General features: G+C 59.3%; 20 protein-coding genes. 1 reads left to right on the top strand and 19 read right to left on the bottom strand.

Going from position 1 to position 23787, the window contains the following annotated elements:
* Positions 1–9 precede the first annotated feature (9 nt).
* The 6 genes from GS620_RS08245 to GS620_RS08220 form a co-directional block, all read right to left on the bottom strand.
* Entirely contained in the window at positions 10–789 is a 780-nt protein-coding gene (locus tag GS620_RS08245) for an inositol monophosphatase family protein (protein WP_171615153.1), read from the bottom strand.
* A gap of 266 nt (positions 790–1055) precedes the next feature.
* Entirely contained in the window at positions 1056–3500 is a 2445-nt protein-coding gene (locus GS620_RS08240; protein WP_171615151.1) for an FAD-dependent oxidoreductase, read from the bottom strand.
* Between the two features lie 8 nt (positions 3501–3508).
* Entirely contained in the window at positions 3509–4390 is an 882-nt protein-coding gene (locus GS620_RS08235) for a phosphotransferase (RefSeq protein ID WP_216597844.1), read from the bottom strand.
* A gap of 1 nt (position 4391) precedes the next feature.
* Positions 4392–6383: a proline/glycine betaine ABC transporter permease gene (locus GS620_RS08230; RefSeq protein WP_171615149.1), complete on the bottom strand. Its 1992-nt coding sequence runs from the start codon at positions 6381–6383 to the stop codon at positions 4392–4394.
* Positions 6380–7402, bottom strand: a complete 1023-nt coding sequence (locus GS620_RS08225; protein WP_171169827.1) for a glycine betaine/L-proline ABC transporter ATP-binding protein — start codon at positions 7400–7402, stop codon at positions 6380–6382. Before GS620_RS08225 ends, GS620_RS08230 begins: the two co-directional genes overlap by 4 nt.
* 74 nt (positions 7403–7476) lie before the next feature.
* The gene (locus GS620_RS08220; protein ID WP_171169534.1) at positions 7477–8421 is read right to left on the bottom strand and encodes an ABC transporter substrate-binding protein; all 945 of its coding nucleotides are present in this window, start codon (positions 8419–8421) and stop codon (positions 7477–7479) included.
* Positions 8422–8638: 217 nt separating this feature from the next.
* On the opposite strand from GS620_RS08220, the gene GS620_RS08215 reads away from it, so the two are divergent.
* A complete protein-coding gene (locus GS620_RS08215; RefSeq protein ID WP_171232251.1) occupies positions 8639–9436 on the top strand; it encodes a DeoR/GlpR family DNA-binding transcription regulator in 798 nt (265 codons plus the stop codon).
* On the opposite strand, the gene GS620_RS08210 is transcribed toward GS620_RS08215, so the two are convergent.
* The 13 genes from GS620_RS08210 to hutI all read right to left on the bottom strand — a co-directional run bounded on the left by GS620_RS08210 (position 9417) and on the right by hutI (position 23751).
* Positions 9417–10172 carry a methyltransferase gene (locus tag GS620_RS08210; RefSeq protein WP_171615147.1) on the bottom strand — a complete coding sequence of 252 codons (756 nt, stop codon included), beginning with the start codon at positions 10170–10172 and terminating at the stop codon, positions 9417–9419. The two genes, GS620_RS08215 and GS620_RS08210, sit on opposite strands and share 20 nt — an antisense overlap.
* Positions 10169–10789 carry a DUF452 family protein gene (locus GS620_RS08205; protein ID WP_171615145.1) on the bottom strand — a complete coding sequence of 207 codons (621 nt, stop codon included), beginning with the start codon at positions 10787–10789 and terminating at the stop codon, positions 10169–10171. Before GS620_RS08205 ends, GS620_RS08210 begins: the two co-directional genes overlap by 4 nt.
* A complete protein-coding gene (bioA, locus tag GS620_RS08200) occupies positions 10786–12072 on the bottom strand; it encodes an adenosylmethionine--8-amino-7-oxononanoate transaminase (RefSeq protein WP_171615143.1) in 1287 nt (428 codons plus the stop codon). The genes GS620_RS08205 and bioA overlap by 4 nt, the downstream gene beginning before the upstream one ends.
* On the bottom strand, positions 12069–12689 hold the full coding sequence (bioD, locus tag GS620_RS08195; protein ID WP_171615141.1) for a dethiobiotin synthase: 621 nt from the start codon (positions 12687–12689) through the stop codon (positions 12069–12071). The genes bioA and bioD overlap by 4 nt, the downstream gene beginning before the upstream one ends.
* Positions 12686–13819 (bottom strand): 8-amino-7-oxononanoate synthase, encoded by a 1134-nt coding sequence (locus tag GS620_RS08190; RefSeq protein WP_171615138.1) that lies wholly within the window; start codon positions 13817–13819, stop codon positions 12686–12688. The genes bioD and GS620_RS08190 overlap by 4 nt, the downstream gene beginning before the upstream one ends.
* The gene (gene bioB, locus GS620_RS08185) at positions 13816–14796 is read right to left on the bottom strand and encodes a biotin synthase BioB (RefSeq protein WP_152460224.1); all 981 of its coding nucleotides are present in this window, start codon (positions 14794–14796) and stop codon (positions 13816–13818) included. Before bioB ends, GS620_RS08190 begins: the two co-directional genes overlap by 4 nt.
* 126 nt (positions 14797–14922) lie before the next feature.
* The gene (gene nadC, locus GS620_RS08180) at positions 14923–15771 is read right to left on the bottom strand and encodes a carboxylating nicotinate-nucleotide diphosphorylase (protein ID WP_171364306.1); all 849 of its coding nucleotides are present in this window, start codon (positions 15769–15771) and stop codon (positions 14923–14925) included.
* Positions 15768–17336 (bottom strand): L-aspartate oxidase, encoded by a 1569-nt coding sequence (locus GS620_RS08175; RefSeq protein ID WP_171615136.1) that lies wholly within the window; start codon positions 17334–17336, stop codon positions 15768–15770. The genes nadC and GS620_RS08175 overlap by 4 nt, the downstream gene beginning before the upstream one ends.
* A 6-nt stretch (positions 17337–17342) precedes the next feature.
* On the bottom strand, positions 17343–18392 hold the full coding sequence (gene nadA / locus GS620_RS08170) for a quinolinate synthase NadA (protein WP_171119198.1): 1050 nt from the start codon (positions 18390–18392) through the stop codon (positions 17343–17345).
* 142 nt (positions 18393–18534) lie between these two features.
* Positions 18535–20217: a urocanate hydratase gene (hutU, locus tag GS620_RS08165; protein ID WP_171615134.1), complete on the bottom strand. Its 1683-nt coding sequence runs from the start codon at positions 20215–20217 to the stop codon at positions 18535–18537.
* Complete coding sequence (gene hutG, locus GS620_RS08160; RefSeq protein ID WP_171119194.1) at positions 20214–21008, bottom strand: N-formylglutamate deformylase; 795 nt, start codon at positions 21006–21008, stop codon at positions 20214–20216. The genes hutU and hutG overlap by 4 nt, the downstream gene beginning before the upstream one ends.
* Positions 21005–22543, bottom strand: a complete 1539-nt coding sequence (gene hutH, locus GS620_RS08155; RefSeq protein WP_171615132.1) for a histidine ammonia-lyase — start codon at positions 22541–22543, stop codon at positions 21005–21007. Before hutH ends, hutG begins: the two co-directional genes overlap by 4 nt.
* A complete protein-coding gene (gene hutI, locus GS620_RS08150; RefSeq protein ID WP_171615130.1) occupies positions 22540–23751 on the bottom strand; it encodes an imidazolonepropionase in 1212 nt (403 codons plus the stop codon). Before hutI ends, hutH begins: the two co-directional genes overlap by 4 nt.
* Positions 23752–23787: the final 36 nt, after the last annotated feature.

The following is a 23787-nucleotide window of genomic DNA, read 5'->3' as shown; positions in this document are numbered from 1 at the left end:
GCAACACTGTCATTTTTCGACATTGATGAGGTCAAGCAGTTCAGCATGCAGTTCAGGGGTTGCGGCGGAAACGACCGCGCCATCTGAATCGAGGGTTAACGCATGCCCGTGCCAATCGGTCATCACTCCGCCAGCAGCCGTGATCAGAGGTGAGAGCGCCAGATAGTCATAAGGTTGCAGATCGTAATCCACCACAGCATCGACATGGCCCGAAGCAAGCAAGGCATGGGGATAACAATCATAGGCAAATCGGCGCGTCTGCCCTGCATTCATCAGCCGACTGAACAGGTCAGGATGATCGCGATAAATTTTGTCGCCTTCATTCACGTACAAAACCGTTTGATCCAGACGCGTGGTGTTCGACACCTCTATCGGTTGCCCGTTCAGGCTGGCCCCGTCACCAACCACACCCAAATAGGTCTCATGCAAGGCCGGCATTCCGACCAGGCCCATCCGAGGGCGCCCATCCACAAGGTGCGCCAAAAGGAACCCGAACAAAGGATGGCCGGACAGAAACGAACGGGTTCCGTCAATGGGGTCAATCACCCACATATGACGCCCGTCGCCTGCTTCTTGCCCGTGCTCTTCGCCAAAGATGCCGTGTCCGGGAAAATGCTGTTTCAGGTAGGTGCGTACTTCCGCCTCAACTGCCTTGTCGGCCTGCGTCACCGGGCTTTCATCCTGTTTGAATTCAATGCCCAAAGACCCCCGAAAAAACCGCATCGCGGACTCCGAGGTAATATCAGCAATCTTCATCGCATGCTCAGTCAACGCATCTGGGGTTACCATTTCCGGTCCTTTCGGCTGAAGTCATCCAATCTCCGACGGATGAAAGGTTGTTTGCCCTGAAAGCTGAATGAGAAGTCTTGCAGTTCAGTTTTCAGATGGGCATGAGGTGTGACAATACTGAAACTTTATCAATGGCTTATGGATCGAAATCCGTCAGATTCGACGAACATTCGGACACTCTGGGCGGATTTGCCCTGTTTGCATGCTTTCCCCATGTGTTCCGATCGCCGTGCGTGTGTCGGTAGATCTGCTCTTGCACCCTCGGGTCAGGTCTTCACCCGGCTCATCTGCGGGTCGTAAAGCGGTTGCAGCGTCACTTCGCAAGGAACCCTCTGAGTGGCGACATCCAATTCATATGTCCCTGATGTGACGTATTGTGCGTCGACACCGTTGGCGTTTCGGATGTAACCGTAGCCGATCGACTTTTCGACGGTGTAACCATAGCCGCCCGAAGTCAGCCATCCGACCCTTTCGCCATTCCGATAGATCGTTTCACGCCCCAGAAGAACAACCTCGGGGTCAACCGTGAAACATGCCAGCATCTTCTTTACGCCGCCGGTTTTTTGCGCCTCAGAGGCGGCGCGCCCTTTGAAATCATTGTTTTTCCGGAGTTTCACGGCCCAGCCCAAGCCGCTTTCGAACGGCGTATGATCCGGCCCGATATCCGAGCCCCAGGCGCGATAGCCTTTTTCAAGACGCAGCGATTCAATCGCCCTGTAGCCCGCATTGATCAATCCATGCGGGCGCCCTGCCTCCATCAAGGCGTCATACACGGTCTGTGCATATTCCACCGGCAGGTGCAGTTCCCAGCCCAGTTCACCCACATAAGTCACGCGCAGCGCCTTAACCGGGCACCCGGCGATGCCGATGGTGCGGATCGTGCCAAACTTGAACCCGCTGTTCGAGACGTCATCGCGCGTCACCGCCGCCAGAATCTCGCGCGATTTTGGCCCCATCAATGACAGAACCGCATTCGATGAGGTGATATCGAAAAGCTGGCAATTCATGCCCTCGGGAATGCTGCGGTTGATCCAGTCGAAGTCATGGGTGGCATAGCCGGTGCCGGTGACGATATAGAACTCATCATGGGCTACGCGCCCAACAGTCAGGTCACACTCGATCCCGCCCTTGTCGTTCAGCATTTGGGTATAGACAAGCGCGCCAACCGGATTGTCCAAATCATTGGCGCAGATCCAGTTCAACGCTGCCAAAGCATCCGGGCCCTTGAGGGCGAATTTGGCGAAAGAGGTCTGATCGAACAACACAGCCGCTTCGCGTGCCGCTTTATGTTCGCGCCCGACGGCATCGAACCAGTTCTGGCGGCCAAAGCTGTATTCATCCTTGGGCACCTCGCCCTTTGACACGTCCGCGTACCAGTTGGGGCGTTCCCAGCCCAGTTTCTCGCCAAAACACGCGCCCTGCTTTTTCAGCGTGTCATAAAGCGGCGATTTTCGGCAGGGGCGGCCCGAGTCATGTTCCTCATGCGGCCAACCCATCGTGTAGTGTTTGCCATATGCCTCGACAGTACGGGTGCGAACCCAGTCGGTGTCGAAATGCGGGCGGCCAAAGCGACGGATATCGGCAGACCACAAATCGAAGGGCGGCTCGCCCTTATGCACCCATTCCGCCAGCGCCATGCCCGCACCACCGCCAGCCGCGATGCCAAAGGCATTGAAGCCAGCACCGACGAAGAAGTTCCTCAACTCGGGCGCTTCGCCGATGATGAAATTGCCGTCGGGCGTGAAGCTTTCCGGCCCGTTGGTCAGCGTCTTGACGCCAGCGTTCTCCAACGCGGGCACGCGACCCAGCGCAAGTTCCATAAGCTGTTCGAAATGATCGAAGTTGCTGTCAAGAAGGGTATAGTGGAAGCCTTGCGGAATACCCTTGGTGGCCCAGGGGATCGGGTTCGGCTCATAGCCGCCCATGACCAGACCTCCGACTTCTTCCTTGTAGTAGGTCAGCCGGTCGGGATCGCGCAGAGTGGGCAGATTGCCGGGCACGTCGAAAGGTTCAGTCACCATGTACTGGTGCTCCATCGGAACCAGAGGAACGTTGACGCCAAAGCGGCTGGCGAAGGTGCGGGACCATTGCCCGGCGCAGCAGATCACTTTTTCACACTCGATCCGACCTTGCTCGGTGATTATCGCACGAATTTTGCCATCTTCGATCTCGATATCGGTGACTTTAGTATCTTCGAATATCTTCGCTCCGGCCATGCGGGCGCCCTTGGCCAATGCCTGCGTGATATCTGACGGGTTCGCCTGACCGTCTGTCGGCAGGTAAGCCGCGCCGATCACGTCAGAGACATCCATCAAGGGCCACAGCTCCTGCGCCTCGGATGGGGTCAGAAGCTGCATGTCCAGACCAAAGGAATGCGCCGTAGTGGCCTGGCGTTTCACCTCGGTCCAGCGCTCTTCGTTGCATGCCAGACGCAAGCCGCCGTTCATCTTCCAGCCAGTGCCAAGCCCTGTTTCCTCTTCGATCTTGTTGTACAGATCGACGGAATAACCCAGCAATTGCGTGATGTTGGCGTTCGAACGCAACTGTCCCACCAGACCCGCTGCGTGGAAGGTGGTGCCCGAGGTCAGCTTCTTGCGCTCCAGCAGCACCGTATCCGTCCAGCCCAGCTTGGCCAGGTGATAGGCGGTCGAGCAGCCGATGATCCCGCCACCGATAACGACGGCTTTGGCTGTATTCGGAAGGTCGGTCATGTCTGTCCTCAGGTATTTTTGAAATCGGTAAGGGCCGCGCGGAACCGCGCCAGGTTTTCAGCTGTGTAGGCTGCGTAATCAAAGTCGATATCCGAGGTGATCTCGGACACCATGCTCCACATGGTTTCCCGCAGCAGCGAGGCACATTTCATCGCCGTATAGCGGTGGCGCAGATCGTCGGTGACCGGGGCTTCGAAATAGCTCTCCAACACCCAGTCTTCCTGTTCAGACGACAGGCCATTGTTCGACGCCAGCCCGCCCAGATCGAACAGCGGAGAATTGAACCCGGCATAGTCGAAATCGATCAGCCAAAGGCGGTTGCCGTCGTCCAGAAAATTGCCGCAGAGCAGGTCGTTATGGCCGAACACGATGTCATACGGCCCTGCTTCATGTTCCAGCAGCGTGCCTGCGTCGATCAGATCGGGGATCAGCTTTGCATGGGCGCTGTCATTCTCGGTCAGCGTTGCGGCATAGTCCCGGATGACATGGAACACCCAGAACACCAGCGACGGCCCGCGCAGGTGTTTCGGCACTTCGACATGACAGGCTTTCACCAATTCCAGAACTCGGGGCAGCATGTTCGGGTGGCGGACTTCTTCTTCCGTCAATGTGCGGCTTTCGATGAATTCCAGCACTGTCAAATCGCCTGAGGAATGCAGCACGGCAGGCGACAGACCCGCCGCATTGGCTGCCTTGCTGGCGGCCAGCTCATTGAACCGCATTACCTGATGCAGGGGGATGTCGTCGCCCACACGCACCACATAAGACCCGCTGCCATCCGTGACCTTGTAGTTCACATTGGTGATGCCACCGGTCAACGGAGTGGCCTCGATCTCTCCCTGCCAGATCGGCAGAGCGCGGATGCGGGTCATCAGGTCGGGATGACTCATATCAACTCTCCAGTCCAAAGCGGATGCGGGCCTGACGGGCACTGGCATTGATCAACCGATCAGCGATGATGGCGATGAAGGCAATCGACAGGCCGGCCACCAGACCGCGGCCGGTATCGGCCTTGGTCAGGGCGATATAGACCTCCTGCCCCAGATCGCGGGTGCCGACGAGGGCGGTGATCACCAGCATCGACAGCGCCAGCATGATCGTCTGATTGACGCCCAGCAGGATTTCAGGCAACGCCATCGGCAGGCGGATATGGCGCAGCAGTTGTCTGCGGGTGCAGCCCGAAACCAGACCCGCCTCGACCAGTTCCTCACTGACCGAGCGCACGCCATGGGCGGCATAACGGACCGCCGGGGCCAGCGCATAGAGAACGATGGCAATCAGGGCGGTGAAATCGCCGACCCGGAACAGCATGACGACAGGGATCAGATAAACAAAGCTGGGCAAGGTTTGCAGCGTGTCGATCAGCAGATTGATGGCCGTTCCAGCGCGTTTGTTCAGTGCCGCCAGAACACCCAGAGGCACCCCGATCAGCGTCGCCAGAATGACCGATGCGCCGCACAGATACACTGTCACCATCGCCTTTGACCACAGGCCCGACACAAGTATCAGCGAGGCCATTCCGCCACACAGAAACGCCAGACGCCAACCGCCTGCGTGCCAGCCCAGCAGGAACAGCATCGCGATGGCCCACGGCCACGGGATGCCCAGCAGAACCGTTTTGATCGGGATCATGAACCAGGTCAGGAAGAAAACCTTGATGGCTTCGAACGTGTCGAAATAGTTGACGTTCAGGTATTCGACCGTGTTGTCCCAGAACGCGCCAGTGGTGATGGTCTGGCTTTCAGGATATTCCAACAACAGAGGCGAGAACTGTCCCAATACCCATGTCAGCAGCATCAGAACCACAACCAGAACCGTCCGGCGATGACGCGCGATCCACGAGCCAGCGACCTCATGATGCACCTGGCCCATCCGTTCGGCAAAGGCCTGGCTCAGACGGTCGACGGCGATGGCCAGTACCACGATGGCGATGCCGGCTTCGAACCCTGCTCCAATGTCCAGACGGCGTAGTGCGGCGAGAACGTCAAAGCCCAGCCCCCCAGCCCCGATCATCGAGGCGATGATGACCATGTTCAGGGTCAGCATGATCACCTGATTGACACCCACCATCAGGCTGTGGCTGGCCGAGGGCACAAGCACGCGCCACATCAACTGCCGCCGGGTCGTGCCCGCCATGCGTCCGAAATCCAGGATTTCGGGATCCACACCTTTCAGTGCCAACGTGGTGATCCGCACCATCGGTGGCGTCGCATAGATGATCGTCGCGACCAAGGCAGAGATCGGGCCAAACCCAAACATGAACAGGATCGGCACCAGATAAGCAAAGATCGGGATCGTCTGCATCAAGTCCAGTATTGGTGAGATGATCTTTTCAAAAAGCGGATGGCGATAGGCGAGAATGCCCAACAGCAACCCTCCGCCCGCGCCAATCGGCACCGCGATCAGGACCGAGGCCAGCGTTACCATGGCGCTGTCCCATTGTCCGAAAACTGCAAGATAGACGAAGCAGGCCCCGACCAGAGCGGCCAATCCCCAGTCGCGGCAGTATTGACCCAAGGCGACAACGGCGGTGATGACCACGATCCAGCTGATCGCAGGCAGGATGACCTGCGCGTCATTTCCCTGACCGCTGACAAAGCCGTCGGCCAGCAGGGCCAATACCAGATTGTAGGGCTGCTCGATCAACCACGCGATGGCGCGGGTGACATCGGTGAAGGACACCGGCCCGATGGCGGCATCCTCGATCAGCCATGTCATCGCCGAGGAAATGTAGGTTTTGAACGGGATCACCCAGGCCGAAGGGAACTTGGTCAACCAGCGCGCATCCAGCGCCTTGCTCAAATCACGACCGAAATAGCCAAGCACGATTGTGATCAGAACAAGTAGCAGAATGGCCATCTGGCTGCGGGTCAGGCGGATCATGCCGTGTCTCCGCCGCCGAACAGCACATGCGCAACGGCCTTGCGGTCAATCGCTCCGATGGGCTGGCCCTCTGCGTCCACGACGGGGATCGGCGCATCTGCCGCGATAATCCGTTCCACCACGTCCGAGATGCGGGTGGATTGAGAGATCGGATTGCCCTCGCCCACAGCGCCGGGGGCCATGACACCGCCGACGGTCAGGACCTTTGAACGGGGGATATGTTTGGTGAATTCAGCCACATAGTCTGTGGCCGGGTGCATCACCAGCTCTTCCGGCGTGGCGATCTGGATCACCTCTCCGTCCTTCATGATGGCGATGCGGTCGGCCAGGCGAACGGCCTCTTCGAAATCATGGGTGATGAAAACGATGGTCTTGTGCAACCGCTCCTGCAACCGCAGGAATTCATCCTGCATCTCGCGCCGGATCAGCGGATCGAGGGCCGAGAACGGCTCGTCCAGAAACCATAGATCAGGCTCGGTCACCAAGGAACGGGCAATGCCGACGCGCTGTTGCTGGCCGCCGGACAGCTCACGCGGGTAATAATCCTCGCGCCCCTTCAAACCGACCAGTTCCACCACCTCGCGGGCCTTGGCGTCGGCTTCGGGTTTGGGTGTGGCCTGAATCGTCAACGGAAACATCACATTCTGCAAAACGGTCAGATGCGGCAGCAACGCGAAATGCTGGAACACCATGCCCATCTTGTGACGCCGGATTTCGATCAGCTCATTCTCGCTGGCGCGCAAGAGGTCAGCATCGTCGAACAGAACTTCACCGGCGGTTGGTTCGATCAACCGGGACAAGCACCGAACCAGAGTGGATTTGCCGGACCCCGACAGGCCCATGATGACGAAAATCTCACCTTCCGAGATCTCGATATTTGCGTTGCGCACTGCGCCGATCACGCCTGCCTTGCGAATTTCTTCTGCCGTAGGTTCGGGGGTTGTCCGCAGCAACCGATCTGCGTTGGGGCCATAAAGCTTCCAGACGTTTCGGCACGACAGTTTGGTCTTGGGGGGCATCAGGGTGGTCCGGTTCATTCGCGAAAAAGGCCAGAGCGGTCCGAGAGAGCGACAGGCCCGCTCTGGCCAGTGGATTACTTCGAGATCCAGCCAGACCAGCGGTCTTTGTTGGTCTCCATCCACTCTGCAACAACGCTGTCGATTTCCACGCCGTCCAGATCGGCCTTGCCAACCATAGCGCTCATTTCATCATTGTTGATTTTGTAGGCTTCGATGATGTCATAAGCACCCGGCCATTTTTCTTGCAGGCCAGACCAGGCTGCTTTCCAGATCGGGCCACGCGGCTTGCCGCAATCATAGGCCATATTCGGGTTCACACCGACAGAAGGGTCGCTGTAACACTCTGGCGTAAATGGCGGGAACTCGACGAACTCGCCTTCGTATTTTGCCGGCGCCCAATGTGGGACGTAGACCCACAGAACAATTGGATCCTGTCTTTGATAAGCGGATTCCAATTCTGCAAACAGGGCCGCGTCGGTACCCGCATGGACGACTTCGAAATCCAGTTCAAGCGCTTCGACACGCTCGTCATCGAAGCCACCCCAGGTCACCGGGCCGCCGACATAACGCCCGTTCGGAGCAGTTTCCGCCGTCGCGAATTCCTCGGCGCAGTCTTTCAGCGCCTCCCAATTCGGCAATCCCGGGCACCGTTCCTTCATGTAGCTGGGATACCACCATTCTTCGATCGCCATCAGGCCGGTTTCGCCGACATTGACGACCTTGCCGGTGCCGGTTGCCTCGTCCAGCGCTTCGCGTCCGGTGGTTTCCCAGATTTCCATTGCCAGATGCAGGTCACCCGTTTTCAGACCGGCGAACTGAGCAATGTAATCCGCCTGAACATATTCAACGTTGTACCCGGCTTCTTCCAGGATCGAACCCATGATCTTGGTATTGATCAACTGCCCCGACCAGTCGTGCAGCGTCAGTTTGATTGGGTCCGTGGACTCAACAGCCCATGCAGTTGTTGCGGCTCCGGCGGCCATGATGGCCAGCGCAGAAATTCCCATTTTACAATTCATAACACCTTCTCCCTGTCGTGATTTTTTTCGATGAATCGGTGGTATTGAGTACAGACGACCACATCGTGGGGTTTTGTGTCAATAAAAACCACGTAAAGCCACATTATTTCCTGCATGAAGCAAGTTTCTAAAGCCATACCCGCGGATAACGTTGCTTTATGTGGGTATTGTGGTATGGCTTAACGTCCCTTATGACGATGCCATCAGAGCGCGAAACATGAACCTGCCAACCACAAACCAACGAGAAGAAGAAATCCTGCGCGCCCTTTTTCGCGCGGGCGGGTCGTGCCGGGTAAGCGTTCTGGCGAATGAACTTGGGGTCAGCCTGGAAACCATTCGGCGAAACGTCCGCAATCTGGAAGAACGCGGCATCGTGCGCAAGGTCCATGGCGGGGTTCATCTTCTCGAAGACATTCTGGAACCGTCGCTGCAAAGCCGCCTGGACAAGAAGGTTGACGCGAAAGAGAAACTGGCGAAGGCGGTTGCCGAGGTCATCAGTGACGGCGACTCCGTTTTCCTCGATATCGGCTCTACTACCGCTTATGTGGCGCAGGCGCTTGGCAACCACAGCGATCTCTTTGTCGTGACGAACTCGGTTTTTGTTGCTCAGGCATTGGCTTCAAGAAACAACAACCGGGTGTTCATGGCTGGTGGCGAGCTGCGGTCGCACGATGGGGGCGCATTTGGTGTTGAAGCTCAGGACCTGATCAAACGTTTGAACGTCCGTTTCGCCATTCTTTCAGTCGGGGCGGTCAATGCGGACCCGGGCTTTATGCTGCACGACCTGCAAGAAGCAAACTTGGCCCGCGTCGCCATTCAAAACGCACAGGTCCGCATTGTCGTGGCCGATGGCGAAAAGCTGGGAAAGCGCGCGCCGGTCACATTGGAACCTGCCGACAAGATCAATCTGTTCTTTACCGATGTGACCCCGCCCGAGGACATCTGCCAGATGCTGTCGGCGAATGAAATCGACCTTGTCGTCGCCGAAAAAGCGCCTAACGCTTTTCGGCAATGACCCACACCGGGTGGTAAGTCAGAGGAACCCTGCCGTCAGTTCCGAACTTCTGCACGTAGTCAGCTTCGAACCGGGCCAAGGTGGACCGGGTCCATGCACCCTGAGCCCGGCCATTTACTCCTGTACTGCGCAAATGTTTCAGCACATCTCTGGGCGTGTCAAAATAGGATGGCCGAACGCTTTGGCCAACCGTCAGAATCTTGAACGGCCCATCTATGGCGGTTGCAAGGGCGTCAGGCAGGCATAGGCCCGGTGCACGGGCTGTCGATCCGATTTGCGCAAGCTCTTGATATTGCAATGGACCAAACCCGGAAATCGCCAGCCACCCTCCGGGTTCAAGCGCCTCGGCAACCTGTTGCAGCAAACCGGCCGGATCCTCCATCCATTGGATCATCGAGGCCGATGCGACCAAATCCAGCTTTGCGGGCCATTCGACCAGGCGGACGTCTCCGGCAATGAAGGCCGCATTTTCCGCATCTGCCGTCGCCCGAGCCTGCGGTGCTATATCGTTCACGTGAAAATCGGGAAGGTCAAAGTTCTGCCGCAGCAACCGGGTCAGATGGCCAGTGCCGCATCCCAGCTCGAAGGCCACATCAAACCGGTTCGGCGCGCCAACACGACGCATCTCGGAAACCAGCTTGCGGGCAACCCAGGCCTGCTGGCTGGCTGTATCGTTGTAAGTCTGGAAGCTTCGACTGAAGCTTCGCTGAACCTTGTCGGCCAATTGCGCCGTCATGACAGCCACTCCGTCCAGCTATGACCCGGTTGGAAAGGTACATGCGGAGCGGCGACGCCCTTGACCACATCCGGGGTTGCGGCCCAGGCCGCCCTTTGAGCATTGGTCGGAATGATCCGGTCCCGCTCTGATATCCAAACCCGATCAAAGCCGGGATCAGGCGCCGAGCCACGTTCGATGACCGCATGAAGTTCCTTTCTTGCCTGCTCGATGTCCAGTTCAGGTATGTCAGCAGACAGTCCGGCGCGTCGGCAAAATTTGACGAAACTTGCCGATGACAGCTGATCCGCCGTGGCCCGGACAATATCGGGCGCGATGCCCCGGTCTGCGCAGGCAGGATGCAACGTACCACTGACAGCAACCAGCCGGTCAGGGCGAAACACTGTGCTGGCCAGCCAATGGGCCGCGGATGCGACACCGAAGGAAAACGCAAGCATTTCGACGCGGTCAAACCCGGCCAGATCGGGCAAGGGATCATCGAGCCGGGTATAGTCATCAACCAGCAGAACAGATCCGCCTCCGGTCAGCCCGCGGAACGGGGCAGCACCCAGCGCCCACCCCCCGAAGACCAGTGTCAGCTTGCTGTCATCCGATTGCGCCAGCCACTGGTGTTTCATTGCTGCCCCCCGGCCAAAGCGACCATCGCGCTGGTGATCCGGCCGAGCTCATCAGGTGTAACAATGTAAGGCGGCATACAATAGATGTTTCGCGCAAAGGGGCGCAGCCACACTCCGGTTTCAGGAGCCAGCCGATGAGCAACCGAAGGATCAACCGTTTCCTTCATTTCGATAACGCCAATAGCGCCAAGAACCCTGACATCTGCAACGCCCGGCAAACTGTGCGCTGGCTCCAGCTCGGTCCGCATCTGGCCTTCGATATCAGCCACCAGGCGTTGCCAGTTCCCCTCGGCCAGCAGTCTGAGGCTGGCCGAACCAGCGGCACAGGCCAGAGGGTTGGCCATATAGGTCGGGCCGTGCATGAACACTCCGGCCTCACTGTTGCCAATGCCATACGCCACCTGCTTGCTGGTCACGGTAGCAGCAAACGAGATATGCCCCCCGGTCAATGCCTTGCCCAGACACATTATATCCGGGGTGATGCCCGCATGATCGGCGGCGAACAGCTTGCCGGTTCGGCCAAATCCGGTTGCGATCTCGTCAAAAATGATCAGCACGTCATGGGCATCGCACATGGCGCGTGCCGCGCGCAGCCATTGGGGATGATAGAAATACATGCCCCCGGCGCCTTGAACCACGGGCTCAAGGATCAGGGCCGCGAGGTGATCGCCCTTGTCGGCCAACAGTCGTTCCAGCGCCTCCAATCCGTTCAACGCCGGGTCTTCGGGCCAGTCATCCCCCAACCGAACCTGGGGACGCGGGAGGAAGTGCTGGATCGACAAAGCCCCTCGGAACAGCCCGTGCATACCCGTCACAGGGTCACAGACGCTCATCGCTTTCCACGTGTCACCGTGATAGCCGCCCCGAATTGTGGCAAATTCGAATTTGCGGGTGCGGCCATGGGCCATTTGATACTGCACCGCCATCTTCATCGACACTTCGACCGAAACAGACCCACTGTCGCAATAGAAAATGCGGTCCAGCCCCTCGGGCAACATGTCGACCATCCTGCGCCCCAGATCAATGGCCGGATGGTGTGTCAGCCCCCCGAACATCACATGAGGCATCTTTTCCAGCTGGGACTGCATGGCGGATGTGATTTCGGGATGCTTGTGGCCGTGGATGGCGCACCACCATGACGACATGGCGTCTATCATCTTTGCGCCGTCCTCCCGGTAAAGATACACGCCCTCGGCCCGGTCGATGAGATGCATCGCACCGGGATCGGCCACGTTGGTATAGGGATGCCAAAGGTGGTGGGCGTCAAACTCCAGCGGGGTCACAGAAACCTCCGTACGGTCGCCACGTCTATGGACGAGAAAGCTTCTGACAAGCTTTGCTGCGTCAGGTCGCCAAGATAAGGCAGACGTCCGAGGTGTCGCACCTTGCTCATTTCGACAATGGTTTGTTCCACGTCGGGCTCCGGATCTCCGACAAAGGCAACGCCGACCACCTCGCACCCAGCGCTTCGAAGCGCCATCAGGGACAACGTGGTGTGGTTGATCGTTCCCAACGCCGTGCGTGCGACCAGAACGACCGGGGCCTGCCATTGGGCAATCAGATCCAGATAGTAGGATTTGCGGTTCAGAGGCACCATCAGCCCCCCCGCCCCTTCCACAACCAGCGGCCCGTCAACCTGCGGCAGCGCGAGCCGGGACAGATCGATCTCTATGCCCATATCCTCGGCAGAAAGATGGGGTGAGGCAGGCATGTTCAGGCGATACGCCTCGGGCAACACGTCCACACCGGACAAGGTGCAGACGGTTTCCGTGTCCGTCGCATCCTCGAGCCCCGATTGAACCGGCTTCCAGTAAGTGGCGTTCAGGGCCGCTGTCAGGCCAGCCGAAAAAACTGTTTTTCCGACGCCGGTGTCGGTTCCGACAATGACCAGAGCGCTCATGCGGCCTCCGACTGATGGCTGGAGATGGTTGCAAACAGGGCGGAAATATCCTCGGGACCGACATTCCCGGTGATCGAGACGCGCAGACGGGATGTGCCTTTTGGAACGGTTGGCGGGCGAATGCCGCGAATGTCGAACCCCTGATGTTGCAAAGCCTGTGCCATCGCCATCGTGCGGGCCTCGTCCCCAAGAACGACGGGAATGATCTGGCTGTTCAAGGCCGCGTCAGGCAACCCTGTTTCACGGGCCGCCTCATGTGCATGGCGCAGACGTTTGCGTGCAGCAGCGACCAAATCGTCATTCTCGGCCAGTTCACACAGGACAGCCCGTACCAGCGCAGCATTCAGAGGGGACGGCGCCGTTGCAAAGATAAAGGGCCGTGCGCGGTTGATCAGGGTATCGATCATCGCCCGCGGGCCACAGATCAGCCCGCCGGAAACTCCAAGCCCCTTGCCGCAGGTGTGCAGGGTCAGAAGGTCAGCGTTCAGATCATGCGCCAGACCTTTGCCATTTGCCCCGAAAACGCCGGTTGCGTGCGCCTCATCCACGATCAGAACAGCTTGGGCTTCACGCGCCAGACATGACAAATCTTCCAGCGGAGCCAGATCGCCCTCCATGGAATAGACGCTTTCAACAGCAACCCATACCTGACCCTGCCCACCAGCGGATCGCCATTCGGTCAGAACCTTTCGCGCATCCGCGACGTCGTTGTGACGGAAAGCGCGCAGGTCCGCTCGGCTGGCGCGCATCCCCTCGTGGGCGCTGGCGTGAACCAGTTCGTCATACAAAACCAGATCCCCGGCAGCCGGCAGGGTGGAAAAGATTGCCTGATTGGCCTGAAACCCCCCGCCCATGAACAATGCAGCCTCGGCCCCAAAGAACGCAGCTGCTTCGTGTTCCAGCGCCTCATGCTCTGGGTGATTCCCCCGCAGCAGTCGCGAGCCGCCCGAGCCGACGGGCACGCCGCGCGCCAGCGCCGCCTGCGCGGCCTCTTGCAACAGGCTTGACCCGGCCAACCCCAAATAGTCGTTGGACGCAAAATCCAGCCCGCGCGCCGGGATCAAAACCCGGCGGCGGTGCCGGGCTTCCAGCGCACCCAGCATGGATTCCAGTCGTTCGACTGCTTTCATTCGGCGGCTTCCGTGCGCTTATGGTCTTCAGCCGTTTCGGCCTGAAGGCCAAGTTTTGCAAACAGGATCGAGTCGGTGTCTTCTTCGGGGTTTTCCGCCGTCAAAAGAGTTTCACCGACAAAGATGGAATTAGCTCCGGCGAAGAAGCACATCGCCTGCATCTCGTCGCTCATGTCGCTGCGCCCGGCGGACAACCGAACATAGGCTTTGGGCATCAGGATGCGAGCGGTTGCGATGATCCGCACAAAGTCGATTGGATCAACCGGTTCCGCATCAGCCAGCGGAGTATCCGCCTGTGGCATCAGCATGTTGATCGGCACCGAATCCGGCGGCGGGGTCATGTTGGCCAAAGTCAGCAACATATCGATACGGTCGCCAGTGTGTTCACCCATACCCAGAATACCACCCGAGCAGACCTTGATTCCGGCTTCCTGCACCCGGTTCATCGTGTCGATCCGGTCCGCGAAAGTACGGGTGGTGATCACTTCGGAATAATAGCGTTCGGACGTGTCGATATTGTGGTTGTAATAGTCCAACCCGGCATCGCGCAGCTGAACCACCTGGGTGTCATCCAGCATGCCCAGCGTCATGCAGGTTTCCATGCCCATCGCCTTGACGCCTTCCACCATGGCAATCAGGGCAGGCATATCGCGCGGCTTGGGCTCGCGCCAGGCGGCCCCCATGCAGAACCGGGTCGCGCCACCGTCGCGGGCCTTTTTGGCCTCGGCCAGTACACGCTGAACCTCGATCAGCTTCGATGCAGGCAGGGTGGATCCGTTGCGGGCCGATTGCGAGCAATAGGCGCAATCCTCGGCGCACCCGCCGGTTTTGATCGACAGCAGCTTAGAGGTCTGGATCTTGTTCGGATCAAAGTTCTCGCGGTGTACGGTCTGTGCCCGGAACAGAAGGTCCATCAACGGGAGGTCATGAACAGCTTGCGCAGACTTTCGGGTCCAGCCGGAATGAGGGATGATCATTTTATCTATAAAACTTCCTGCAGCTTGCGTTGGCGAGGATTTATTATCGATAAAACCTGAAGGCGCAACCGTGTTGGCGCAAACGATCTCAAATCAAGCAGAAATGCCGCGCTTTTCAGAAATTTTTCAGAAATCAAGACCCAGATCAACGGTTCGGGCGGAATGCGTCAGCGCCCCGGACGAGATGTAATCGACCCCGGTCGCCGCAATTGATGCAACCCGGTCCAACGTCACATTACCGCTGGCTTCGGTCTTCATCCGCCCATCCACCATGGCAACCGCTTCGCGCAGCATCTCGTCATCCATGTTGTCCAGCAATACGACGGACGCACCGCCAATCCTGAGGACTTCGGCCAGCTGGTCCAGTCGATCGACTTCGATCTCGACGGCCATCATGTGGCTGGCTTGCGCTTTGGCCGCCTCAAGAACCTGACGCACACCCCCGGCGGCGGCAATGTGGTTGTCCTTGATCAGGATCGCGTCGGACAAAGAGTAGCGATGATTGAAACCGCCGCCATGCAGCACGGCCTGTTTTTCGACGATGCGAAGTCCGGGCGTGGTTTTGCGGGTACAGGTCATGCGGGCATTCGTGCCCTTTGTCTGCTGGACAAAGGTGGCAGTTTTTGTGGCAATACCGGTCAGACGACCGGCAAAATTCAGCGCGACCCGCTCACCCGACAGGATCGAGGCCGCAGAACCTTTGATGGTCATCAGCGTGTCGCCGCGCCGACAAGGCTGGCCATCCTTGACATGCACCTCAACCTCAAGCGTCGGGTCGACCAGCCGGAACGCAATCGTCGCCACCTGCATACCCGAAACGACGGCATCCTCACGCGCATTCAGCCGGGCCATATAGGTCGCGTTCGGCGGGATTACGGCGCGGGTGGTCACGTCACCGTATGCTCCCAGATCCTCCATCAGCGCCGCGCGGATGACGGGTTCGAGGATCAGATCGGGCAGGGTCGCAAAACTCATGATATTTCCTTGCAGGCTTCGGCGCGAATGTGCAGCGCGTCGCTAAGATTTATCCGGGATCGTTTGCCGGGGCCATCGGCAGTTTCCGGAAAGTCGGATCGCTCATGCGCGCCGCGGCTTTCTTCGCGCTGCAATGCCGCTGCGGCGATCAAGGTTGCTGTGGCACACATGTTTCTGAAGGACGGGCATGTGCCATACTGCTCTTCGAGCGTGGCAATCCTGCGCAATGCCCGGCATAACCCGGCGCGGTCCCGGACAACGCCAACATCGCGCGACATGGTCGTGCGCAACATACTGACCGCATCGGACGTATCAGGGATGTCAGCTTGATCAAATCGAAGGGCCACAGGTTCCGACGCGGAAGTGTCCGGTATCGAACGCGCAATGTCCCGGGCACAGATGCGTGCAAACACCAACGCTTCGAGCAAACCGTTCGAGGCCAGCCGGTTGGCGCCGTGAAGGCCGGTCGAAGACGCCTCGCCGCACACCCACAACCGATCCAGCGTCGCGCGGCCATCAGTGCCTGTGGCAATCCCGCCCATGTGGTAATGCGCTGCCGGAGCAACCGGGATCGCATCCCGGACCGGATCGATTCCGTTGCGCGCGCAATATGCGGCAACCGCCGGGAAAAGTTCGTTGATTTGCGCGCCCAAAGCCTTGCGGGTGTCCAGCATCGGGCGGTTGCCGGCCTGTACCTCGGCAAATATCGCCCGGGCCACAACGTCGCGCGGGGCAAGCTCGGCATCAGGGTGAACGGCCTGCATGAAACGCTCGCCGTGCTTGTTTATCAGTATTGCCCCTTCTCCGCGCAGGGCCTCGGTCGCCAGCGGGGCCGGATCTTCACCCACGTCCATGGCGGTGGGGTGGAACTGCACGAATTCGGCATCGGCGATCAGCGCCCCCGCCCGTGCGGCCATTCCGATAACCTGCCCCCGGATGCGGGCCGGATTGGTCGTCAGGGCATAAAGCCCGCCAGAACCGCCACCCGCCAACAATACGGCAGGTGCACGAAGCGTCACGGGTGCGGATCCGCTTTCCGAGGCCTCCTGCAAAACCACGCCCACCACGCGCCCATCCGTCACTTCTAGCGCAACGGCAAGAACCCCTTCCAACACCTGAACTGACGGAGTTTCGCGCACTCGTTCGATCAGGGCGGCCATGATTTCACTGCCGGCCTGATCGCCCTTTACCCGCACGACGCGGGCAAAACTGTGCGCGGCTTCTCGGGACAGGACATACCCGCCACCCTCGGTGCGATCAAATGGTGTGCCCAAAGTGGTCAGGTCCAGAATATAATCCCGCGCCTCTCGCGTCACCAAATCCGCAACGTCAGGCTCGACAGTGCCTGCCCCGGCATTGACGGTATCAACGGCGTGGCTTTCCGGGCTGTCGGCCAGGTCCATCGCCGCCGCCACGCCGCCCTGCGCCCATGCCGAACTTGCACCTTCGCCCAAAGGATCAGGCGAGATGATCACCACCGGGTGCGGCGCCAGTTTCAGCGCAGCATAAAGCGCGCCAATCCCGGCCCCGACAATAATGACGCGATCCGTGGTGATGTCGGTCATTGCCGATCAGATGCCGAGCTTGCGGGACAGATCAATCATCGCCTGAACAGATTTGCGGGCCTGCTCTGCCACGTCTTCGGCGACCTCGACCTGGCCTTCCATCGTGTGCAACGCATAGAGGATCTTTTCCAGCGTGATCTTTTTCATGTACGGGCACATATTGCACGGCCCTACGAAATCGACCTCGGGCAGTTCATCCGCGATGTTCGACGCCATCGAACATTCGGTGATCAGCATCGCCTTTTCGGGTTTCTCATCATGCACATATTTGATGATCCCGCTGGTTGAACCGGAATAATCCGCCTCGGCCACCACATCCGGCGGGCATTCCGGGTGCGCAATCAGGCGCGTTCCGGGGTTCCATTCCCGGAAGTCGCGCAGGTCCTGAGCGGTGTATTGTTCATGCACGATGCAGGAACCGGGCCAGTAAACCACATTCTTGTGGCTTTCATTGGCCACGTTTTGAGCCAGATATTGATCCGGCGTCATGATGACCGTGTCGCTCTCCATGGCATTCACGATCTGCAAGGCGTTCGACGAGGTGCAGCAGATATCCGAAGCCGCTTTGACCTCGGCAGTGGTGTTCACGTAAGACACAACCGGCGCGCCGGGGTATTTGGCCCGCATTTCGTCGATTCCTTCGGCAGTAATCGATTCTGCCAAAGAACACCCCGCATCCATGTCGGGCATCAGAACAGTTTTCCCGGGGCTCAGAATTTTCGATGTCTCGGCCATGAAATGAACCCCGGCCTGAACGATCACATCCTCTTCCACCTCGCTGGCCTTGATCGCCAGTTGCAGGCTGTCACCCACGAAATCGGACACACCATGATAGATTTCCGGTGTCATGTAATTGTGCCCAAGGATCACGGCGTTACGCTCTTTCTTGAGCGCGTTGATCGCCCGCACATAGGGCGCATAGATCGCCCAATCCGGCGGGCTGATCACACGATCCATACGGGCAAACGTGTCTTTCATCTCATTGGCCAACGTGGCCGATGGGGCGAGGTCATAGACGTCCGAAAGAACAGTGCGGACTTGTGCAATATCGAGCAACGGGCGAGCCACCTTTGTCAGTTGTCGTTAGCCTGGCGGGCTGCTTAACGGCTTAGCCCTAGCGGAAACATCCCCGGTTCGAAACCGGAAAATGAGACGTTAGCGCTAAGCCATGCAGACAAATTCAAAGATGAATGGCAAATCAGCCCAGAATCCCCGGCAGACGCAGCCCGTGTTTACGTGCGCAGGCCTTGGCATCCGCATAACCCGCATCTGCGTGACGCCAGACGCCAGAAGCCGGATCGTTCCACAGAACCCGTTCGAGACGTCTGGCCGCTGCATCGGTTCCGTCGGCACAAATCACGACACCCGCATGTTGACTGAAACCCATGCCAACGCCGCCTCCGTGGTGCAGCGAGACCCATGTCGCGCCCGAGGCGGTATTGACCAGCGCATTCAGCAGCGGCCAATCCGACACCGCGTCCGAGCCGTCCTTCATCGCCTCGGTTTCGCGGTTCGGCGACGCGACCGAGCCGCTGTCGAGGTGGTCGCGACCGATGACGACCGGCGCCTTCAATTCTCCGGTTTTGACCATCTCGTTGAATGCCAGCCCAGCCTTGTGGCGGTCACCCAGTCCGATCCAGCAGATGCGCGCGGGAAGGCCCTGAAAGGCGATGCGCTCCTGCGCCATGTCGAGCCAATTGTGCAGATGGGTATTTTCGGGGAACAGTTCCTTCATCTTTGCGTCAGTTTTGTAGATATCCTCGGGATCACCCGACAGCGCACACCAGCGGAACGGGCCAATGCCGCGGCAGAACAACGGGCGGATATAGGCGGGCACGAAACCGGGGAAGGCAAAGGCGTTTTCCAAGCCTTCGTCCTGCGCCACCTGCCGGATGTTGTTGCCATAGTCCAGGGTTGGCACACCCGCGTTCCAGAAATCGACCATGGCGGCCACGTGCTGCTTCATCGACGCTCGGGCTGCCTTTTCCACGGCCTTGGGGTCGCTTTCCCTCTTGTCTTTCCACTGCGCCATGCTCCAGCCCAATGGCAGATAACCGTTGACCGGATCATGGGCGCTGGTCTGATCGGTCACGATGTCAGGTCGCATCCCGCCTGCCTGCATCCGCCGGTAGATCTCGGGGAAAATCTCGGCCGCATTGCCCAGCAAACCGACAGATTTCGCCTCGCCCGCCCTGGTCCAGCGGTCGATCATTTCCAGCGCTTCGTCCAGCGTCTCGGCCTTTTCGTCGAGATACTTGGTACGCAGGCGGAAATCGATGCTGTCTGGATTGCACTCGACGGCCAGGCAACACGCCCCTGCAAAGACCGCCGCCAGAGGTTGCGCGCCACCCATGCCGCCCAAACCGCCAGTCAGAATCCACTTGCCGGTCAGGTCCCCGTCATAGTGTTGACGCCCCGCCTCGGCGAAGGTTTCGTAGGTGCCCTGAACGATGCCTTGCGTCCCGATATAGATCCACGAACCGGCCGTCATCTGGCCGTACATCATCAGGCCCTTCTTATCGAGCTCGTTGAAGTGGTCCCAGTTGGCCCAATGCGGCACGAGGTTCGAGTTCGCGATCAGCACCCGAGGTGCATCGGCATGCGTCCGAACGATGGCGACCGGTTTGCCGGATTGCACCACCAGCGTTTCATCTTCCTCCAGGTCCTTGAGGCTGGCAACGATGGTGTCAAAATCTTTCCACGTCCGCGCGGCACGGCCGATCCCGCCATAGACAACCAGCTCATGCGGATTCTCGGCCACATCAGGGTGCAGATTGTTCATCAGCATCCGCATCGGGGCTTCGGTCATCCAGCTTTTGGCGTTCAGTTCGGGCCCTGTCGGGGGATAGATGTCACGGGTATTTTTGCGAGGATCGGTCATCGGGCAAGCTCCAATGCAGTGTCATGGATAGCGTCAAGAATGTCTTTGAGCCACCGGCGCAGGCGGTCGGCTTTGTCGGTATCAAAAGCCCAGGGCGGCGCTTCAGTTTTCAGGTAGGTCGACTGAGCCAGCTCCATCTGGATCGCGTGAACCCCTTCCGAGGGGCGCCCATAATGGCGCGTTGTCCATCCGCCCTTGAACCGCCCATTCAGAACAGCCGTACAGGGCGAGGACGCCGCGAATTCATGCGCTATGGCTTCGATTTCCGGCGCGCAGGTCGCCCCATTGTTCGTGCCGATGCTCATATCGGGCAGAGTACCTTCGAACAGAAAAGGAATATGGCTGCGGATCGAGTGGCAATCATACAGCACCGCAACCCCATGCGCCGCCTTCACGCGTTCCAGCTCGGCCTTCAGGGCGGCATGATACGGTGCATGAAAAGCTTCCCGTCGTTCGAGGATATCCTTTTCCGAAGGCGGGATGTCCCAAATGCCCTGGCCGTCAAAGTCCGTCAGCGGCACAAGAGAGGTCGTGTTCTGGCCGGGATAAAGCGACACGCCCGTCGGGTCCCGGTTGGCGTCGATCACATATCGGTGGAAGGTCGCCCGAACCGTGGTCGCACTGGGCAGAAGTCCTTCATACAAGGTATGAACATGCCAATCCGTATCTGCTAGAGCTTGACCCCGCGCATTCAACTTGGCCTCGATCGTGGCCGGAACATGGGTGCCGGTATGCGGCAGACCCAGCACGATCGGACCGTCACCGCGCGAAATCTCGACCGGGCCGCTCATGCGCCAAGTTCCGGCATGGCGATGCCCGTGCCACGGGCAATCTCACCACTGGCAATCAGGGCCGAGGCTGCTTCGATCTCGGGTGCCATAAAGCGATCGTCACCCAAGGCCGGCACCACGGCTCGCAGCCGCGCCATCACGGCCTGCAACGTTTCGCTCGTAGGCAGCGGCGCGCGGAACTCGACCCCTTGTGTGGCACACAGCAGTTCGACCCCCAGAATACGTTCTAGATTGGCAACCATCTGCCCCAATCGCCGCGCACCATGGGCCGCCATCGAAACGTGATCTTCCTGATTGGCCGATGTGGGCGTCGAGTCCGTCACGCATGGATTGGCCAGATGCTTGTTTTCGCTCATCAGTGCGGCAGTCGTCACCTCAGCGATCATATAGCCCGAATTCAGGCCCGGATTGGGAGTCAGAAAAGGCGGCAGATCAAAGCTGAGCGCCGGATCAACGATCAACGCAATGCGGCGTTGTGCAATTGCCCCGATCTCGGCCACGGCAAGCGCGATCATGTCTGCGGCAAACCCAACGGGTTCGGCGTGAAAATTCCCGCCCGAAACGATCAGGCCGGTTTCCGATAGAACCAGAGGATTGTCCGTCGCCGCGTTGGCCTCGATTTCCAGCGTTGTTGCGGCCTGCCTCAGCACATCCATCGCGGCCCCCACCACCTGAGGCTGGCAGCGGATACAATACGGGTCCTGAACCCGGGTATCGCCATCCCGATGGCTTTCACGAATGACCGACCCGGCCAGCAGCGCCCGCATGGTCACGCCGGCCTCGATCTGCCCGCGATGCCCGCGCAACGTGTGGATTTCCGGTTGCAGCGGGGCGGTCGAACCCATGATCGCATCCGTCGTCAGCGCCGAGGTAACCAGCGCGCTTTGCGCCGCCTGCCATGCGCCAAACAGGCCGGACAGCGCAAAGGCCGTCGAAAACTGGGTGCCATTGATCAGCGCCAGCCCTTCTTTGGGGCCCAATTCGATCGGGTGCAGACCCGCTTTGGACAGCGCAGCATCACCGGGCATCACATCGCCACCGAATTCGGCCTCACCAGCGCCCATCATGACGGCAGCCATGTGGGACAAGGGCGCAAGATCACCCGAAGCCCCGACTGAACCCTGCGCCGGGATCACCGGGGTCACACCTTTGGACAACATCCCTTCCAGCAGGGTGATCACTTCTGGCCGAACCCCCGAGGCCCCGCGCCCCAGGCTCAGCAATTTCAGAACCATCATCAATCTGGCAAGGGCGCGCGGGATCGCAGGGCCCACACCACAGCAATGGCTGAGGATCAGGTTGCGCTGCAAGGTTGCCGTGTCCTCGGCCGCGATTTTGACGCTTGCCAGTTTCCCGAACCCCGTGTTCACGCCATATACGGCGGCCTCTCCCGCCGCCGCATCGGCGATGCGCTTGTGCGCTTCTTCGACGGCCGGGCGGCAGGCGGGGTCCAACCGAACAGCGCACTCTTCGCGAAAGATCTCTTCCAGCTGCGACAGGGTAACGGTGCCCGGGGTGAGGGTGAGCGTCGTCAAAATATACCTCCGAATATGCGAGTATGAAGAGGGTTGAAGCCGATGCGATAGGCCAGTTCCGCAGGGTGTTCGACATTCCAAACCGCCAGATCAGCGCGCCGCCCGACTGAGATCTGACCGCAGTCAGCCAACCCGAGAGCGCGGGCCGCGTGGGTCGTCACGCCCTTAAGGGCCTCCTCTGGCGTCATGCGAAACAGGGTGCAGCCCATGTTCATCGCCAGCAACAGCGAGGTCATCGGCGCCGAACCGGGATTGCAATCCGTGGCAAGCGCCATGGGCACAGCATGCCGGCGCAACAGGTCAATCGGTGGCGTCTGTGTTTCGCGCAAGGTGTAGAACGCCCCCGGCAGAATAACGCCGACGGTACCGGCCTGCGCCATATCCAGGACACCCGCTTCATCAAGGTACTCAATATGATCTGCCGACAGGGCGCCGTATCCGGCAGCCAGTTTTGCGCCGCCCAAATTCGACAATTGTTCGGCGTGGATCTTGATCGGCAGGCCAAGCTCTGTCGCGACATCAAAAAGCGGGATCAGCTCTTCGGGTTGAAAGGCAATGCCTTCGCAGAAGGCATCGACCGCATCGACCAATCCCTCGGCATGAGCGGCGCGAAGCGTGGGAACGCAGACCTGATGAATGTAGTCCGACGCCCTGCCCGCATAGTCCCGAGGCACCGCATGAGCCCCCAAAAAGCTGGTCAGAACGCGGACGGGACGATGATCCGGCAACGCCCGAGCCGCGCGCAACATGTTCAATTCAGTCTTGTCATCCAACCCGTAACCGGACTTCACTTCGATGACCGATATCCCTTGGGCCAGCATCGCATCAACTCGCGGCAATGCTTGTGCGACCAGTTCCTCCACGCCGGCCGCGCGCGTGGCCTTTACGGTCGAGATGATTCCACCCCCGGCGCGGGCGACCTCTTCATAGCTCGCGCCGTTCAGGCGCATTTCGAATTCTGTGGCGCGATGGCCACCGTGAACCACATGAGTGTGGCAATCGATCAACGCAGGCGTAACCAGGCGTCCACCGAGTCGAGTCCGCGGCTGGTCGGCGAATCTTGAAGGAAGGTCAGCGACAGCTCCGATCCATGCGATTTGTCCGTCCTGCAACGCGATCGCGGCATCCGGGACCAAACCGTATGGCGCGCCGCCTTCGGTCATCGTTGCGGCATCAAGATCCGTCAAAACCTGCGTTTGCGTCTGCATGTGACTCGCACCCTCCATGCATTTCCTTCTTTTCTA

The sequence above is a fragment of the Ruegeria sp. HKCCD6428 genome (assembly GCF_013110595.1).
In the GTDB taxonomy this organism is placed as follows: Bacteria; Pseudomonadota; Alphaproteobacteria; order Rhodobacterales; family Rhodobacteraceae; genus Ruegeria.
The sequence above is the reverse complement of the archived record's forward strand: the minus strand, read 5'-3'. Positions and strand labels throughout refer to the sequence as shown.